Source organism: Rhodopseudomonas sp. G2_2311 (genome assembly GCF_047501505.1).
Classification (GTDB): Bacteria; Pseudomonadota; Alphaproteobacteria; order Rhizobiales; family Xanthobacteraceae; genus Rhodopseudomonas; species Rhodopseudomonas palustris_H.
In genome coordinates this window covers 201,584-216,838 of record NZ_JAZDRK010000002.1, presented here as the reverse complement: position 1 = coordinate 216,838, position 15,255 = coordinate 201,584, and the positions used below count along the sequence as shown (strand labels likewise).

The window sequence follows — 15,255 nt, the reverse complement described above, 5'->3', positions numbered from 1 at the left end:
CAGCCCGCGTCGCTACAAGGCGAGCTGATTCGCTTCGGCGAATTCGATCAGCTTGTCGCGAATCGAGACGCTGCCGGCCGGCGCGTCGAGCAGCGGTCCGATCATCGCCTCGGCCTTGGCGAGGTCGAGGCCGAGGATCATCGCCTTCACCGGGCCGTGCGCCAGTGCGGAGACCGAGAGCGAGCGGTAGCCGATCGCGATCAGCGCCAGCGCCGCCAGCGGCTGCGACGCCATCTCGCCGCACAGCGACAGCGACCGCTTCGCCGCCCGGGCCTTGCGGACGATGTCGCGCAGCGCCCGCAGGATCGGCGCCGACAGCGTGTCGAACCGCTCCGACACTTTCGAGTTGCCGCGATCGACCGCGAACAGGAACTGGAACAGATCGTTGGAGCCGACCGAGACGAAGTCGGCGCGCTTGAACAGCTCGTCGAGCTGATACAACAGCGCCGGCACTTCCAGCATGGTGCCGACATCGACGCGCTCCGGCAAAGTGTGGCCGTGCTGGCGGAGATAAGTCAGTTCGCGCTCGATGATGCTCTTGGCGGCATCGAACTCGGCCACCTCCGAGATCATCGGGAACATCACCCGCAGGTAACGGCCGGCGGCGGCGCGCAGCATCGCCCGGATCTGGCTGCGCAGCAGGCCGGGCCGGTCGAGCCCAAGCCGGATCGCACGCCAGCCCAGCGCCGGATTTTCCTCGACCACCGTCTCCATGTAGGGCAGCGCCTTGTCGCCGCCGATGTCGAGGGTACGGAAGGTCACCGGCTTGCTGCCGGCGGCGTCGAGCACGGCGCGATACAGCGCGAGCTGATCGGACGAGCGCGGCAGGCTCTGGCCGACCATGAACTGCAGCTCGGTGCGGAACAGGCCGATGCCCGACGAGCCGGTATCTTCGATGTGCGGCAGGTCGATGGTCAGGCCGGCGTTGATCATCAGGTCGATCGGCTGGCCGTCCTTGGTGGCGCAGGGCAGATCGCGCAGCGCTGAGTATTGCGCCTGCCGACGGGCGCGGAAGCGCACCCGCTCCGCATAGGCGGCTTCGATTTCGGCCGACGGGCGGACATAGATCGAGCCCGAGGTGGCATCGACGATGATCGCGTCGCCCGGATCGGCGATGCCCGGCGCGTTCGGCACCTCGCCGATCGCCGCGATGCCGAGGGCGCGCGCCACGATCGAGACATGCGAATTGGCGGTGCCTTCTTCCAGCACCAGGCCGCGCAGCCGCTTGCGGTCGTAATCGAGCAGCGCCGCCGGCCCCATCGACCGCGCGATCAGGATGGCGTTGTCGGGCAATTGCTCGCGCGACGGCGCATGGTCCTGCCCGACGAGCTGGCGCATCAGGCGGTGGCCGAGGTCTTCAAGATCATGCAGCCGGTCGCGCAAGTAAGGATCGGTCGAGCGCAGCATCCGCGCCCGGGTGTCCGACTGTACGCGTTCGACGGCTGCTTCGGCGGTGAGGCCGGTGGCGACCGCCTCATGCAGCTTGTGCGACCAGCCATGGTCGTTGGCGAACATCCGGTAGGCTTCGAGCACGTCGCGGTGCTCACCGCCCTCGGCGAAATCGCCCCGCTCCAGCATCCGGTCGAGGTCGGAGCGCAGCTTGGCGAGCGCCGCGTCGAGCCGCTTGATTTCCTTCGGCAGGTCTTCGGCGATGTAATTGGTGATGACGACGCGCGGTTCGTGCAGCACCACATGGCCGAGCGCGATGCCGTCCGACAGCACCGCACCGGTCTTGTGGATCGAGTGCCGCGCCGCCGGCTCCGCACCGGGCTGGGCCAGCGCCGACAATTCGCCGGAGGCGATCATCTCGGCCAGCACCATCGCGGTGGTCTGCAGCGCCTCGACCTCCTCCTCGACATAGGTGCGCTTGGCGCGGTTCTGCACCACCAGCACGCCGAGGGTGTTGCCCGCGCGCAGGATCGGCACGCCGAGGAACGAGTGGTAGATTTCTTCGCCGGTTTCCGGGCGGAACGAGAACGCCGGATGGCTCTGCGCATCCGACAGGTTCAGCGGGGTCGCTTCGGAAGCGACGAGACCAACCAGACCTTCGTGGGCGTTCAGCACGGTCTGGTGCACCGCCTCGCGGTTCAGACCTTCGGTGGCGTACAGCTCGAGGGTGTTGTCGATCCGCAGCACATAGACCGAGCACACTTCGGCGACCATGTTGGCCGCGATCAGCACCACGATCTTGTCGAGGCGTTCCTGCGCGGAGACTTGCTCCGCCATGGTTTCGCGGAGCCGTCTCAGCAAGACGCGGGGGCCACCCGACGTGCTCCGCATGTGCCGCAATCTCCTCTGCGAGCCTTGCCTGCCAGCGCGACGCCGCGCCAGCAGAAAAGCTCCAAAAACAATCCTCGTCCGGCGTTCGCCCGGCCCGCGCGTGTGTCCACAGCGCGTGTCCGAACTCGAACACGAACCCGCAGCTGGTCCGGTTGCGGACACCGCCGCCGAACCTTCGCAACGCAACAGAACCGGCTTTGCCAGCCGACCTGTCAGCGCGCCGCGCTGCTCAGGCCGTATAGCGAATTGACGCTTGATTTGCCAAGCAAAACGCCTGCCAGCGGACGCAACATCGGGCCCGCCGGCTCTCTCAAATCACCGAAAAATTGTTCTAAACTTGATCCAGACCATAGAGCGTATGCAGCGTCCGCACCGCCAGCTCGGTGTAGGCGGCGTCGATCAGCACCGAGAACTTGATCTCGGAGGTGGTGATGGCGCGGATGTTGATGTTGCGGGCCGCGAGCGCAGCGAACGCCTGGGCCGCGACGCCGGCATGGCTGCGCATGCCCGAGCCGATCACCGACACCTTGGCGACGTCGGTCTCGCTGTCGAAGCGGGCGTAACCGATCTTGTCCTGCGCCGAGGTGATGGTCTGCTTGGCACGGACGAAGTCGGCGGCCGGCACCGTGAAGGTTAGATCGGTGGTCTTGCCGTCCTCGGAGACGTTCTGGACGATCATGTCGACGTTGATATTGGCGTCGGCCAGGGGACCGAAGATCGACGCCGCCACGCCCGGCTTGTCCTCGATCCGGCGCACAGAGATCTGCGCCTCGTCCTTGGAAAAGGCGATGCCGGTGACGACGTGGTTCTCCATGGAATTCTCCTCGCTGCTGATCAGCGTGCCCGGCGGCGTGCCGTGCGGATCGATATCTTCGGGCTTGTCGAAACTGGAGCGGACGAAGATCGGCATGTTGTGGACCATGCCGAGCTCGACCGAGCGGACCTGCAGCACCTTCGCGCCGAGCGAGGCCAATTCCAGCATCTCTTCGAACGACACCTTGTCGAGCCGGCGCGCCTTCGGCACCACCCGCGGGTCGGTGGTGTAGACGCCGTCGACATCGGTGTAGATGTCGCAGCGGTCCGCCTTCAGCGCCGCCGCGATCGCCACCGCCGAGGTGTCGGAGCCGCCACGGCCCAGCGTGGTGATCCGGCCGGTTTCGGCATGGATGCCCTGGAAACCGGCGATCACCGCCACTTCCTTGCGCTCGGAAAAGCGCTTGATGATTTCGCTGCCGTCGATCCCGACGATCCGCGCCGAGGCGTGCGCGTCGCTGGTCAAGATCGGGATCTGCCAGCCCTGCCAGGACCGCGCCTGAATGCCGAGCGACTGCAGGGCAATCGCAAGAAGACCCGACGTCACCTGCTCGCCGGACGCCACCACCGCGTCGTATTCGCGCGCGTCGTGCAACGGCGAGGCTTCGGTGCACCAAGCCACCAGCTCGTTGGTCTTGCCGGACATCGCCGACACCACCACGGCGACCTCATGGCCAGCGTCGACCTCGCGTTTGACATGGCGCGCGACGTTCTGGATGCGCTCGATATTGGCGACGGACGTGCCGCCGAATTTCATCACCAGCCGGCCCATGACGAATAGTGCAATCCTTGGAGACAACGAGTATTGATGGCGCGGAATCCGCCAGGCGGGAGCCGCGTGGCGCGTATACACAGCGTCGCGGTTTCGGGCAAGCAAGGGCATTGCGGCCGCGGAACAGGCGCAACCCGCTCCGGCCGCGTGCCGGGCGACAGGTACGGACATTGAGGAGCATCGCGCACCCCATGGCACTGCAACCCGAGTCCCCCGGCCAGCCGGCCTCGACCGTCGATCCGGCCGAGATCGCGAAATTCTCCAAATTGTCGGCCGAGTGGTGGGACCCCACGGGGCGGATGGCGCCGCTGCACCGGATCAACCCGCTGCGGATCAGCTTCATCCGCGATGCGGCCTGCCGGAAATTCGAGCGCAACGCCAAGAGCCTGAGCTGCCTCGAGGGCTTGCGGATGCTGGACATCGGCTGCGGCGCCGGCCTGTTGTGCGAGCCGTTCACCCGGCTGGGCGCCCAGGTGATCGGAATCGACCCCTCCGCCACCAATATCGCGGCCGCCAAGCTGCACGCCGACAAGTCGCACCTGGCGATCGACTACCGCAACGTCATGGTCGAGGAAATCGACCCGCGTGAGCGGTTCGACATCGTGCTGGCGATGGAGGTGATCGAGCACGTCACCGACGTCGGCGCGTTCCTGTCGCGCTGCGCCGCGCTGATGAAGCCGACCGGCATTATGGTGGTGGCGACGCTCAACCGGAACTGGAAGAGCTTCGCGCTCGCCATCGTCGGCGCCGAATATGTGATGCGCTGGCTGCCGCGCGGCACCCATCAGTGGGACAAGTTCGTCACGCCCGCCGAACTCGAGCAGCACCTCAACCGGCTGAAGCTCACCGTCACCGAGCAGTCCGGCCTGGTGTTCAATCCGCTCGCCGACCGCTGGAAGCTGTCGCCCGACATGGACGTGAACTACATGATGGTGGCCGAAGCGGCGCCGTAGTTCTGGACGATCGCGCGCTTCCCCCTCCGGCGCGCGAAGGTCCTCGCAATGCAGGCATGATCCGGGTCCGGTTGACCGCTGCGGACCGGATCGCCGAGGCTGCAGCGTCCCTCCTGCCGCCAACGCCATGTTCACCGTCGCTACGCTCTGGATCCCCTTCACGCTCGTCGCCGCGCTCGGCCAGGTCGCGCGCAACGCGATGCAGCGCTCGCTGACCGGGCCGCTCGGCACCTGGGGCGCCACCAATATCCGCTTTCTGTTCGGCTTCCCGTTTTCGCTGCTGTTCTTTGCCGGCGTGATCTGGGCAACTGGCGATGCGATACCGTGGCCCGGCCTCGATTTCTGGCCATGGCTGCTGCTCGGCGCGCTGTCGCAGATCGCCGCCACCGGCATGATGCTGGCGGCGATGAACGAACGCTCGTTCGTGGTCACCACCGCCTATCTGAAGACGGAAGCGATCCAGACCGCGATCTTCGGTTTCGTGTTTCTCGGCGATCACCTGAACCTGTGGAAGGTGGTGGCGATCCTGATCGCGACGGTCGGCGTCGTGGTTACGGCGCTGCGACCGGGCGCGGCCCGCGGCCTCGTCAGCCTGCGGCCGACCCTGCTCGGGCTGAGCGCCGCCGCCGCCTTTGCGCTGTCGGCGGTCGGGTTTCGCGGCGCGATCATCGTGGTGCCGGACGTGACCTTCGTCACGGCCGCGACCTTCACCCTGGTGTTCGGCCTCGGGGTGCAGACGCTGGTGCTGACCATCTACCTGCTGGCGCGGACGCCGCAGGTGCTGCGCGACATCCTGCGGCTGTGGCGGCCGTCGATGCTGGCCGGCTTCGTCGGCGCCGCGGCCTCGCAGTTCTGGTTCCTGGCATTTGCCCTCACTGCCGCCGCCAACGTTCGCACCCTGGCGCTGATCGAGGTGCTGTTCGCGCAAGCCGTGGCGTACTACTCGTTCAAGCAGCCGGTGGCGCTGCGCGAGATTCTCGGCATCATCCTGATCGTACTAGGCGTCGCCCTGCTGGTCGCGGTGTGATTACTTCAGCGCGATGATTACGGCACCGGCGGCGATCAGCGCGATCCCGATCCACTCGGTGCCGGACGGCCGTTCGCCGAGGAACAGCACGCCGAACAGCACCACCAGCACCACGCTGAGCTTATCGATCGGCGCCACCAGGCTGGCCGGGCCGAGCTTGAGCGCCCGGAAGTAGCACAGCCATGACGCTCCGGTGCAAAGCCCCGACAGGATCAGGAACGTCCAGGTCTTGGCGCTGATCGGCCCGTCCGTGACCAGCTTGCCGGTCGCTGCCAGCAGCCCGCCGAGCGCCACCAGCACCACCACGGTGCGGATGAAAGTGGCGAGATCCGAGTTGACGTCCGCCACGCCGACCTTGGCAAAGATCGCCGTCAGGGCGGCAAACACCGCCGACAGCACCGCCCAGAATTGCCAGGAGAGCAGGGTCTCGGGATTCATGAGCAAAGTCGTTCGTAGCGCATGCCCCATCGGCAGCGAACTCCCTCGCCCCGCCGTTGCGGGGAGAGGGTTGGGGTGAGGGGCGACACGCATAGTTGTCTCTCGACTGTGAGGAGACGCCCCCTCACCCGGTCCGCATCTAACGATGCGAACCGACCTCTCCCCGCTCGCGGGGAGAGGTTAAGTCGCGCGCCTTCCTGGCGAGAGGCGCACCTCATTGCGGTTAGTTCCGGTCGTCCGGCAGCACTGGCAGCGGCGCCACCTCGATGCCTTCCTCGATCAGCGCTTTGGCCTCGGCCGGCGAAGCCTCGCCATAGATCGGGCGGTGTTCGATATCGCCGTAATGCATCGCGCGCGCCTGCTCGGGGAAGCGCTCGCCGACATTGTCGGCGGTCTTGACGATGTGGTCGCGCAACTCCTTCAGCTTGGCGCGCAGCTCGCGCTCCTGCGCCATCAACAGCGGCGTCGGCGCATCTGCAGACGTCGTCTCGGCCGGAAGATTGCTCGCGGCGGGTTCGGCGGCGGCCGGCTCGGGCGCGCGGCCACGGCCTTTCTTGCCGACGATCTGCGGCGCCATGATCGCCTTTTCGACCTTCACCGAATCGCACTGCGGGCAGCTCACCAGCTTGCGCCGAACCTGAGACTCATAGGCCGACGAGCTGTGAAACCAGCTCTCGAACACGTGGCCTTTGTCGCAGCGCAGGCTGTAGCGGATCATGACTGCCGGACCAGATGGAGGTGGCCCGGGCCGGCGTTCGCATCGGCCACGGTGAAACGCCGGCCGTGCTGCAGCGACGGAATCTTGCCGCGCGCTTTGGTCACTTCGGCCGGATCAATCCGCGCCATGATGAAGCCGGGCTCGATGCCGCCTTCGGCCAGCACCTTGCCCCACGGATCGATGATCAGCGAGTGGCCGAACGTCTCGCGCTTGTTCTCGTGCAAACCGCCTTGCGCCGCGGCGAAGACGAAGCAGCCGTTTTCGATGGCGCGGGCGCGCAGCAGCACGTGCCAATGCGCCTCGCCGGTCGGCTTGGTGAACGCCGCCGGCACCGCCAGGAACGATGCGCCGGATTCGGCCAGCGCGCGGTACAGCGCCGGGAAACGCACGTCGTAGCAGATCGTCAGGCCGATCCGGCCCCACGGCAGGTCCGAGATCACCGCGGTCTCGCCGGGCTGGTAGTTCGCCGACTCCCGGTAGCTCTCGCCATTGCCGAGATCGATGTCGAACATATGGATCTTGTCGTAGCTCGCCAGGATCGCACCGTCCGGGCCGATCAGGAACGAGCGGTTGACCGCGCGCTCCGGCGACGCGCGCAGCGCCAGCGAGCCGATATGCAGATGGATGTTCAGTTCGCGCGCCAGCTCGCGATACGCCTTCAGCGACAGGTCGTCGTCCTGCTCGGCGAACTGGGCGAACAGCGCTTCGCGGTTCAGCTGCATCATGTTGCTCACCTCGGGGGTGAGCACGTAGTCGGCACCGGCCTTCACCGCCTCGCGGATCAGCCGGATGCCCTGCTCCAGATTGGGCTCGGGGGTGAGGCCGCTGCGCATCTGCACCAGGGCGGCATTGAACGGCACCGCTTCGGTCATGACGCCGCCTTCTCGCCGGCGAGCAGCGCGTCGAGCTTGCCCTCGCGGTCGAGCGCATAGAGGTCATCGCAACCGCCGACGTGGAGGTCGCCGATGAAGATCTGCGGATAGGTGGCGCCGGGACCGGCGCGCTCGTCCATCTTCACCCGGAAGCCCGGATCGACCGCGACGTCGTACTCGGTGAAGGCCGCCTTCTTGCGGTTGAGGAGCGACTTGGCGGCGCTGCAATAGCCGCAGCCGGGGCGGGTGAAGATCTCGATCGCTGCGGGCATTCAGGCTCCGTTTGGTTGCCGAGGATGGGCGCAAGGAGCGGATTATATGGGGGATTTCAGCGTATCGACAACCCGCGCGAAGACCAGCACGTCGACCGAGGCCGCCCTCGCCCGGAGCAGCGCGCGGGCGCAGGCGTCAACGGTGGCCCCCGAGGTGAGCACGTCGTCGACCAGCACGATCCGCCGCCCCTGGATCTCGGGCTTGCGATGCTTCGGAACCTTGAAGGCGCCCTGCACATTGGCGGCGCGCTCGCTGCGCGACAGCCCGATCTGGTGCGCGGTCGGCCGGACCCGCTGCAGCGCCTCGACCGCGACCGGCAGCTTGGCCTGCCGGCCGATCACCTGCGCCAGCGCGCCGGACTGATTGTAGCGACGCGAGAAGCCGCGGCGCCAATGCAGCGGCACCGGCACCAGCAGATCGGCGTCGGCCAGCAGAGGCTGCCCGGCGCGGGCCATCCACCGCCCCATGGTCGGCGCCAGATCGGTACGGTCATGGAACTTGAGGCCGTGCACCAGCGCCTTGGCAACTTCGTCGTAACGGACGGCGGCGCGGGCACGGCTATAGGCCGGCGGAGCGGCGATCGCCTGCATCGACAGCATGCCGGGGCCGGGATCATAGACGAACGGAATGCCCAGCTTTTCGCAGTAAGGCGGAGCGATGAAGGACAGCTGCGACCAGCACTGCGCACAGACGCCCTCGCCTGCGACCGGCTCGCGGCAAGCGACGCACAGCGTCGGCAGCGCCAGATCCAGCGCCGCCTGAGCCGCGCGGGTCCAGATCCGGCGCAAACTGCTGGCAGCGGCAGAGAAGCCGCCCAGCCCCCGCACGCCAGCCCGGTTGATCGCGCCCACACGCATGACGCGAGGCTAACGCCGCCCACGCAACCGTCAAGCGGCAGAACCTTGTAGTGCCGGGCCGGAAAAAGGCGCACAACACCGCCAGTCCTTCTCCGGGAGATCGCCGTGTCCGAGCCCACCGACAAGCCTGCCGACGTCACCTATCTGGATATTCCGACCGCGCCGCATGTGTATTTCGACATCGCTCCGGCGCACGGTGTGATCGCCAACGGCGTCGAGGTCGAGCTCGCGGCACGGACGCTGAACCCGCTCGCCGACGGGACGGTCGAGGTGAAGTTCGTCACCACCGCTCGGCTGCGCTGCAGCCAGGCCGGCGCGCAGCATTTGCGCAACGCACTGGATGCGGTGCTGAAAATGTTCGAGGCCTCGCAGCAGAGCCCGGCCGCGGCCTCCAAGCTGAACTGATCGTGGCGCGAACAATTTGACCTGCGATGTCTGATTCCACGCCGATCCTGTTCGATCGCCGGCTGCTCGCGGCGCGGCTGCAGCGTGCCGCCACGCTCGGCCCGGTGCCCTTCCTGCTCGACCGCGTCGCCGACGAGATGGACGAGCGGCTGCACGCCGTGCTGCGCGACTTCACTAACGTCGCCGATCTCTGGACGCCCGGCGGGCTGAAGCTGCTGCGATTTCCCAAACTCGCGCATCTGGCGGTCGACCCGTCCGGCACCGAAGCCCTGCCGTTCGCGCCGGGATCGCTCGACCTGGTGGTCTCGGCGCTGGCGCTGCAATTCGCCAACGACCTGCCCGGGGTGCTGGCGCAGCTCCGCCGCGCGCTCAAGCCGGACGGCCTGCTGCTCGCGGCGCTGACCGGCGGCGATACGCTGACCGAACTGCGCCAGGCCTTCGCGGCCGCCGAGGCCGAGATCGAAGGCGGCGTGTCGCCGCGCGTCGCGCCGGCCGCCGACCTGCGCGATCTCGGCGCACTCTTACAACGCGCCGGCTTCGCGCTGCCGGTGACCGACGTCGACCGCGTCGTGGTACGCTACGACCACGCGTTCGCGTTGATGCAGGATCTACGGCGGATGGGTGCCACCAACGTGCTGATCGAGCGCCGCCGGACGCCGCTACGCCGCGCCACGCTGGGACGGATGGCCCAGATCTACGCCGACCGCTTCAGCGACCCCGACGGCCGCATCCGCGCCACCTTCGAGATCGTCTGGCTCTCCGGCTGGTCCCCCCACGAAAGCCAGCAGCAGCCGCTGAGGCCAGGCTCGGCAAAGGCGAGTTTGGAAGAGGCGGTGAAGGGAAAGCGCTGAACAGCCTGCCCCCGTTGCAGGCTCTTGCTTTTGTCTATCTCGGTCATCGCCGGGCTCGACCCGGCGATCCATCCCTCTTCGCAAGAATGATGGATGCGCGGGTCAGGCCCGCGCATGACACATCGAATTTGGCCGGCGCCTCACATCAGCAATTCGATCAGCGGCGGGATCAGCGGCAGGTCCGCGGGCGGCATCGGGTAGTCGCGGAGTTTATTGGCGCGGACCCAGGCGAGCTCCTGACCTTCGCGCGGCATCGCCAGGCCTTCCCAGCGCCGGCAGACATACAGCGGCATCAGCAGGTGAAAGTCCTCGTAGGCGTGGCTGGCGAAAGTCAGCGGCGCGAGGCACGCTTCCTTCACGGTGATGCCGAGCTCCTCGTCGAGCTCGCGGATCAGCGCCGCCTCCGGCCGCTCGCCGGGATCGAGCTTGCCGCCGGGAAACTCCCACAGACCGCCGAGCTGCTTATGCTTCGGCCGCTGCGCGATCAGCACGCGATTATCGACATCGATCAGCGCAACGGCGACGACGAGGAGGAGGTTCATGCGGCGCCCCCGATGCAGGGCACATCGCCCGCAACACCACCGCCGTCATGCCCCGCGAAGGCGGGGCACCCAGTATCCCAGAGCGCTTGTGAAAAACCACGAGCGGCACGGCGTACTGGATCGCCCGCCTGCGCGGGCGATGACGGCCTGCAAAGAAATAGGGCCGCGCTACTCATAACCAAACTCACGACCGATAGTCGCCGTTGATCGCGACGTATTCCTTGGTGAGGTCGCAGGTCAGCACGCGGTCGCGGCCTTTGCCGAGGCCGAGGGCGACCTTGATCTGAATGACCGGCTTCTTCATCTCAGCCGAGACTTCCTTCTCGTTGTAGGACGGATCGCGCGCGCCGGCCTTGGCGACGCGGATGCCGTTAAACGAGATCGACAGCTTGTCGCGATCGGCCGGCTCGCCGGCCTTGCCGACTGCCATCACCACCCGACCCCAATTGGCGTCTTCGCCGGCGATCGCGGTCTTCACCAGCGGCGAATTGGCGATCGACAGCGCGATCTTGCGGGCCGAGACCTTGGTCTTGGCGCCTTCGACGATGATCTCGACCAGCTTGCGGGCGCCTTCACCGTCGCGCGCCACCTGTTCGGCGAGATCGGCCAGCACAGCGTTGAACGCCTTGACGAAAGCCTTCAGCCGCGGGTCCGAGGCGCGCGAAATCTTCGGCGCGCCGTTCTCGGCGGCCGCACCGGTCGCGAACGCGAGCAGCGTATCGGAGGTCGAGGTGTCACCGTCGATCGTCACCGCGTTGAAGGTGTCGGTGACGCCGGCCTTGAGCAGCGCCTGCAGGCAGGACGCCGACAGCGGCGCATCGGTGAAGATGAACGACAGCATCGTCGCCATGTCGGGCGCGATCATGCCGGCGCCCTTGGCCATGCCGTTGATCGTCACCTTGGCCTTGCCGAGCTTGACGGTGGCGGTCGCCACCTTCGGGAAGGTGTCGGTGGTCATGATCGCCTTGGCGGCGTCCATCCAGCCGTCGGGGCCGGCGTCGAGCGCCATCGCGTCGAGCACACCGTCGAACTTGGTGGCGTCGAGCGGCTCACCGATCACGCCGGTCGAGGCCAGGAACACCTCCGCCGGCTTGCAGCCGATCGCCTTGGCGGCGAGCTGCGCGGTCAGCGCGGTCGCCTTTTTACCGGTCTTGCCGGTGAAGGCATTGGCATTGCCGGAATTGACCACCAGCGCCCGGGCGCCGCCGCCCTTCAGCTTATCGCGGCACCATTCGACCGGCGCGGAGGCGCATTTTGAGGTGGTGAACACGCCGGCGACGGTGGTGCCCTTCTCCATCTCGACCAGCAGCACGTCGGTGCGGCCCTTGTAGCGGATGCCGGCCGCGGCGGTCGCGAGGCGCACGCCGGCGATCATCGGCATGGCGGGGACATCGGTGGGGGCGAGCGGGGAGACTTTGCTGGACATCGTGCGCTTTCGGCAGGTTGTACCCCCGCCGGCGCGGGAGCGGCGTTCCCCTCTCTCACAAGCTCGCGACGATGAGAAGGAGAATTCGCGAAAACTGACGAAAATCCCATCGTCACAATCCGTTGCGGGCGCCTATGCTGGCTGGGCCGAGCTCGCCTCCGCAGTTACCCTCGGGCGGAATTCCGTGACAGCAGCGTTGCCGTCCGATATCCGGAAATAGCCATGGACAAAGTCGTTTCACCTGCCCGCCCCGCCGCCGACGAGCGCTTCGACAGCGCCCGGGTCGCCGCCGAGATCGCCACGCTCGCCGAAAAGCACGCCGGCAACGACGGCATGTTCCGCACCGCGCTGGCGATGCTGATGAAGGCCGAGCTGGCGAAAGCCCGCACCGAAGCCGAGGCGCAATTGCTGCGCGACCGCCACGGCCGGCGCTGCGCCGAGCGGCTGTGCTACGTCCAGGACGCGATTATCCGGCTGCTGTTCAACGCCGCAACTGAATACCTCTACAATACCCCGACGCCGTCGAGCTCTGAGCGGATGACGGTGGTGGCGACCGGCGGCTACGGCCGCGGCCTGATGGCGCCGGAGAGCGACATCGATCTGCTGTTCATCCTGCCCTACAAGCAGACCGCCTGGGGCGAGCAGGTCGCCGAAGTCATCCTGTACTGCTTGTGGGACATCGGCCTGAAGGTCGGCCACGCCACCCGCTCGGTCGACGAGTGCATCCGCCAGGCGCGCGCCGACATGACGATCCGCACCGCCATCCTGGAGACGCGGTTTCTGGCCGGCGACGAAGCGCTGTACGCCGAGCTGGTCGAGCGTTTCGACAAGGATGTGGTCGAGGGCACCGCGGCCGAATTCGTCGCCGCCAAGCTCGCCGAACGCGAGGAGCGTCACCGCCGCTCCGGCCAGTCGCGCTATTTGGTCGAGCCCAATGTCAAGGACGGCAAGGGCGGCCTGCGCGACCTGCACACGCTGTTCTGGATCGCCAAATACGTCTACCGGGTGCGCGAGCCCAGCGAACTCTCCGAACGCGGCGTGTTCGATCCGGCCGAGCTGCGGACCTTCCGCCGCTGCGAGGACTTCCTGTGGTCGGTCCGCTGCAACATTCACTTCGTGACCAAACGCGCCGAAGACCGGCTGTCGTTCGATCTGCAGCGCGAGATCGGCGTGCGGCTCGGCTACACCTCGCATCCGGGGATGCAGGACGTCGAGCGCTTCATGAAGCACTACTTCCTGATCGCCAAGGAAGTCGGCAACCTCACCGCGATCCTGTGCGCCAAGCTGGAAGACCAGCAGGCCAAGGCGGCGCCGGCGCTGACCCGGATGATGGCGCGGCTGCGGCCGGCCGCCAAGCGCCGCCGGGTGCCGGAGAGCGACGACTTCGTCATCGACAACAACCGCATCAATCTGGCGGTGCCGGACGTGTTCAAGCACGATCCGGTCAATCTGATCCGGATCTTCCGGCTGGCGCAGAAGAACAATCTCGCCTTCCACCCGGACGCGATGCGCACGGTGACGCGGTCGCTGTCGCTGATCACCCCGCAGCTCCGCGACAATCCCGAAGCCAACCAGCTGTTCGTCGAGATCCTGACCTCCGACAACGCCGAGCCGGTGCTGCGGCGGATGAACGAGACCGGCGTGCTCGGGCGTTTCATCCGCGCGTTCGGCCGCATCGTGTCGATGATGCAGTTCAACATGTATCACAGCTACACGGTGGACGAGCATCTGATCCGCTGCGTCGGCAATCTGCAGGAGATCGAGCGCGGCGGGAATGATGAGTTCGCGCTGTCGTCCGAACTGATGCGCAAGATCCGCCCGGATCATCGCGCGGTGCTTTACGTCGCCGTGCTGCTGCACGACATCGCCAAGGGCCAGCCCGAGGATCACTCGACCGCAGGCGCCAAGGTGGCGCGGCGGCTGTGCCCGCGGTTCGGCTTCAGCGCCGCCGACACCGAACTGGTGGCGTGGCTGATCGAGCAGCATCTGGTGATGTCCACGGTGGCGCAGTCGCGCGACCTGTCGGACCGCAAGACCATCGAGAACTTCGCCGCGGTGGTCGAGACCGTTGAGCAGATGAAGATGCTCACCATCCTGACCACCGCCGACATCCGCGGCGTCGGTCCTGGGGTGTGGAACGGCTGGAAGGCGCAGCTGATCCGGACCTTGTACTACGAGACCGAGCCGGTGCTGACCGGCGGCTTCTCGGAAGTGAACCGCGCCGAGCGCATCCGCGCCGCACAGGCCGAATTCCGCGCCGCCTTCACCGAATGGCCGGAGGCCGACCTCAACGCCTATGTGGCGCGGCACTATCCGGCTTACTGGCTGAAGGTCGATCTGCAGCGCAAGATCCGCCACGCCCGCTTCCTGCGGGCCTCCGAACAGGCCGGCCACAAGCTGGCGATCAATGTCGGCTTCGACGAAGCCCGCGCCGTCACCGAGCTGACGATCCTGGCGGTCGACCATCCCTGGCTGCTGTCGGTGATCGCTGGCGCCTGCGCCTCGGCGGGCGCCAACATCGTCGACGCCCAGATCTACACCACCACCGACGGCCGCGCGCTCGATACCATCTCGATCAGCCGCGAATACGACCGCGACGAGGACGAGGGCCGCCGCGCCACCCGCATTGGCGAGACCATCGAAGAGGTGCTGGAAGGCAAGCTGCGGCTGCCCGAAGCAGTGGCCCGCCGCGCGACCAGCGGCAGCAAGGCCAAGCTGCGCGCGTTCGTGGTCGAGCCCGAGGTCGAGATCAACAACAACTGGTCGGACCGCTACACCGTGATCGAGGTTAGCGGCCTCGACCGCCCCGGCCTGCTGTACCAGCTCACCACGGCGATCTCGAAACTCAACCTCAACATCGCCTCGGCACATGTCGCCACTTTCGGCGAGCGCGCCCGCGACGTGTTCTACGTGACCGATCTGTTAGGTGCCCAGATCACCGCCCCGACCCGCCAGGCGGCGATCAAGCGGGCGCTGGTGCATCTGCTCGCCAACGGCGATGCCGCCGAAAAGCCGGCGGCCTAACCGC

Annotated in this window: 14 protein-coding genes; 5 read left to right on the top strand and 9 right to left on the bottom strand. The window is 67.1% G+C overall.

What is annotated here, in order from left to right:
* Positions 1-12: 12 nt before the first annotated feature.
* Both ptsP and VRZ08_RS03915 read right to left on the bottom strand, forming a co-directional pair.
* A complete protein-coding gene (ptsP, locus tag VRZ08_RS03920; protein ID WP_414531625.1) occupies positions 13-2,280 on the bottom strand; it encodes a phosphoenolpyruvate--protein phosphotransferase in 2,268 nt (755 codons plus the stop codon).
* A gap of 331 nt (positions 2,281-2,611) precedes the next feature.
* Complete coding sequence (locus VRZ08_RS03915; protein ID WP_414531624.1) at positions 2,612-3,865, bottom strand: aspartate kinase; 1,254 nt, start codon at positions 3,863-3,865, stop codon at positions 2,612-2,614.
* Positions 3,866-4,056: 191 nt separating this feature from the next.
* On the opposite strand from VRZ08_RS03915, the gene ubiG reads away from it, so the two are divergent.
* Both ubiG and VRZ08_RS03905 read left to right on the top strand, forming a co-directional pair.
* Entirely contained in the window at positions 4,057-4,818 is a 762-nt protein-coding gene (gene ubiG / locus VRZ08_RS03910) for a bifunctional 2-polyprenyl-6-hydroxyphenol methylase/3-demethylubiquinol 3-O-methyltransferase UbiG (protein WP_104511875.1), read from the top strand.
* Positions 4,819-4,945: 127 nt separating this feature from the next.
* Positions 4,946-5,845 (top strand): EamA family transporter, encoded by a 900-nt coding sequence (locus tag VRZ08_RS03905; protein ID WP_414531623.1) that lies wholly within the window; start codon positions 4,946-4,948, stop codon positions 5,843-5,845.
* On the opposite strand, the gene VRZ08_RS03900 is transcribed toward VRZ08_RS03905, so the two are convergent.
* The 5 genes from VRZ08_RS03900 to VRZ08_RS03880 all read right to left on the bottom strand — a co-directional run bounded on the left by VRZ08_RS03900 (position 5,846) and on the right by VRZ08_RS03880 (position 9,003).
* Positions 5,846-6,283, bottom strand: a complete 438-nt coding sequence (locus VRZ08_RS03900) for an EamA family transporter (RefSeq protein WP_414531622.1) — start codon at positions 6,281-6,283, stop codon at positions 5,846-5,848.
* Positions 6,284-6,506: 223 nt separating this feature from the next.
* Positions 6,507-7,001, bottom strand: coding sequence for a DUF1178 family protein (locus VRZ08_RS03895; RefSeq protein ID WP_414531621.1), 495 nt, complete (start codon positions 6,999-7,001; stop codon positions 6,507-6,509).
* Positions 6,998-7,873 (bottom strand): carbon-nitrogen hydrolase family protein, encoded by an 876-nt coding sequence (locus VRZ08_RS03890; RefSeq protein WP_414531620.1) that lies wholly within the window; start codon positions 7,871-7,873, stop codon positions 6,998-7,000. Before VRZ08_RS03890 ends, VRZ08_RS03895 begins: the two co-directional genes overlap by 4 nt.
* The gene (grxC, locus tag VRZ08_RS03885; RefSeq protein WP_107342798.1) at positions 7,870-8,145 is read right to left on the bottom strand and encodes a glutaredoxin 3; all 276 of its coding nucleotides are present in this window, start codon (positions 8,143-8,145) and stop codon (positions 7,870-7,872) included. Before grxC ends, VRZ08_RS03890 begins: the two co-directional genes overlap by 4 nt.
* Before the next feature lie 42 nt (positions 8,146-8,187).
* Positions 8,188-9,003, bottom strand: coding sequence for a double zinc ribbon domain-containing protein (locus VRZ08_RS03880; protein ID WP_414531619.1), 816 nt, complete (start codon positions 9,001-9,003; stop codon positions 8,188-8,190).
* 105 nt (positions 9,004-9,108) lie between these two features.
* Between VRZ08_RS03880 and VRZ08_RS03875 the strand changes: the two genes are divergently transcribed.
* Positions 9,109-9,408 (top strand): hypothetical protein, encoded by a 300-nt coding sequence (locus tag VRZ08_RS03875; RefSeq protein WP_107342796.1) that lies wholly within the window; start codon positions 9,109-9,111, stop codon positions 9,406-9,408.
* Between the two features lie 26 nt (positions 9,409-9,434).
* Entirely contained in the window at positions 9,435-10,259 is an 825-nt protein-coding gene (locus tag VRZ08_RS03870) for a methyltransferase domain-containing protein (RefSeq protein ID WP_414531618.1), read from the top strand.
* Positions 10,260-10,399: 140 nt separating this feature from the next.
* On the opposite strand, the gene VRZ08_RS03865 is transcribed toward VRZ08_RS03870, so the two are convergent.
* Together VRZ08_RS03865 and argJ are read right to left on the bottom strand one after the other, a co-directional pair.
* Positions 10,400-10,801, bottom strand: coding sequence for a (deoxy)nucleoside triphosphate pyrophosphohydrolase (locus VRZ08_RS03865; RefSeq protein ID WP_414531617.1), 402 nt, complete (start codon positions 10,799-10,801; stop codon positions 10,400-10,402).
* Positions 10,802-10,985: 184 nt separating this feature from the next.
* The gene (gene argJ / locus VRZ08_RS03860) at positions 10,986-12,227 is read right to left on the bottom strand and encodes a bifunctional glutamate N-acetyltransferase/amino-acid acetyltransferase ArgJ (protein WP_107342793.1); all 1,242 of its coding nucleotides are present in this window, start codon (positions 12,225-12,227) and stop codon (positions 10,986-10,988) included.
* A 222-nt stretch (positions 12,228-12,449) separates the two neighbouring features.
* On the opposite strand from argJ, the gene VRZ08_RS03855 reads away from it, so the two are divergent.
* The gene (locus VRZ08_RS03855) at positions 12,450-15,251 is read left to right on the top strand and encodes a [protein-PII] uridylyltransferase (RefSeq protein ID WP_263990442.1); all 2,802 of its coding nucleotides are present in this window, start codon (positions 12,450-12,452) and stop codon (positions 15,249-15,251) included.
* Positions 15,252-15,255 lie beyond the last annotated feature (4 nt).

What these genes read in the sequence shown, in the direction of transcription:
- ptsP (WP_414531625.1), bottom strand. Translation starts at nt 2,280, where the DNA reads ATGCGGAGCACGTCGGGTGGCCCCCGCGTCTTGCTGAGACGGCTCCGC.
- VRZ08_RS03915 (WP_414531624.1), bottom strand. Translation starts at nt 3,865, where the DNA reads ATGGGCCGGCTGGTGATGAAATTCGGCGGCACGTCCGTCGCCAATATC.
- ubiG (WP_104511875.1), top strand. Translation starts at nt 4,057, where the DNA reads ATGGCACTGCAACCCGAGTCCCCCGGCCAGCCGGCCTCGACCGTCGAT.
- VRZ08_RS03905 (WP_414531623.1), top strand. Translation starts at nt 4,946, where the DNA reads ATGTTCACCGTCGCTACGCTCTGGATCCCCTTCACGCTCGTCGCCGCG.
- VRZ08_RS03900 (WP_414531622.1), bottom strand. Translation starts at nt 6,283, where the DNA reads ATGAATCCCGAGACCCTGCTCTCCTGGCAATTCTGGGCGGTGCTGTCG.
- VRZ08_RS03895 (WP_414531621.1), bottom strand. Translation starts at nt 7,001, where the DNA reads ATGATCCGCTACAGCCTGCGCTGCGACAAAGGCCACGTGTTCGAGAGC.
- VRZ08_RS03890 (WP_414531620.1), bottom strand. Translation starts at nt 7,873, where the DNA reads ATGACCGAAGCGGTGCCGTTCAATGCCGCCCTGGTGCAGATGCGCAGC.
- grxC (WP_107342798.1), bottom strand. Translation starts at nt 8,145, where the DNA reads ATGCCCGCAGCGATCGAGATCTTCACCCGCCCCGGCTGCGGCTATTGC.
- VRZ08_RS03880 (WP_414531619.1), bottom strand. Translation starts at nt 9,003, where the DNA reads ATGCGTGTGGGCGCGATCAACCGGGCTGGCGTGCGGGGGCTGGGCGGC.
- VRZ08_RS03870 (WP_414531618.1), top strand. Translation starts at nt 9,435, where the DNA reads ATGTCTGATTCCACGCCGATCCTGTTCGATCGCCGGCTGCTCGCGGCG.
- VRZ08_RS03865 (WP_414531617.1), bottom strand. Translation starts at nt 10,801, where the DNA reads ATGAACCTCCTCCTCGTCGTCGCCGTTGCGCTGATCGATGTCGATAAT.
- argJ (WP_107342793.1), bottom strand. Translation starts at nt 12,227, where the DNA reads ATGTCCAGCAAAGTCTCCCCGCTCGCCCCCACCGATGTCCCCGCCATG.
- VRZ08_RS03855 (WP_263990442.1), top strand. Translation starts at nt 12,450, where the DNA reads ATGGACAAAGTCGTTTCACCTGCCCGCCCCGCCGCCGACGAGCGCTTC.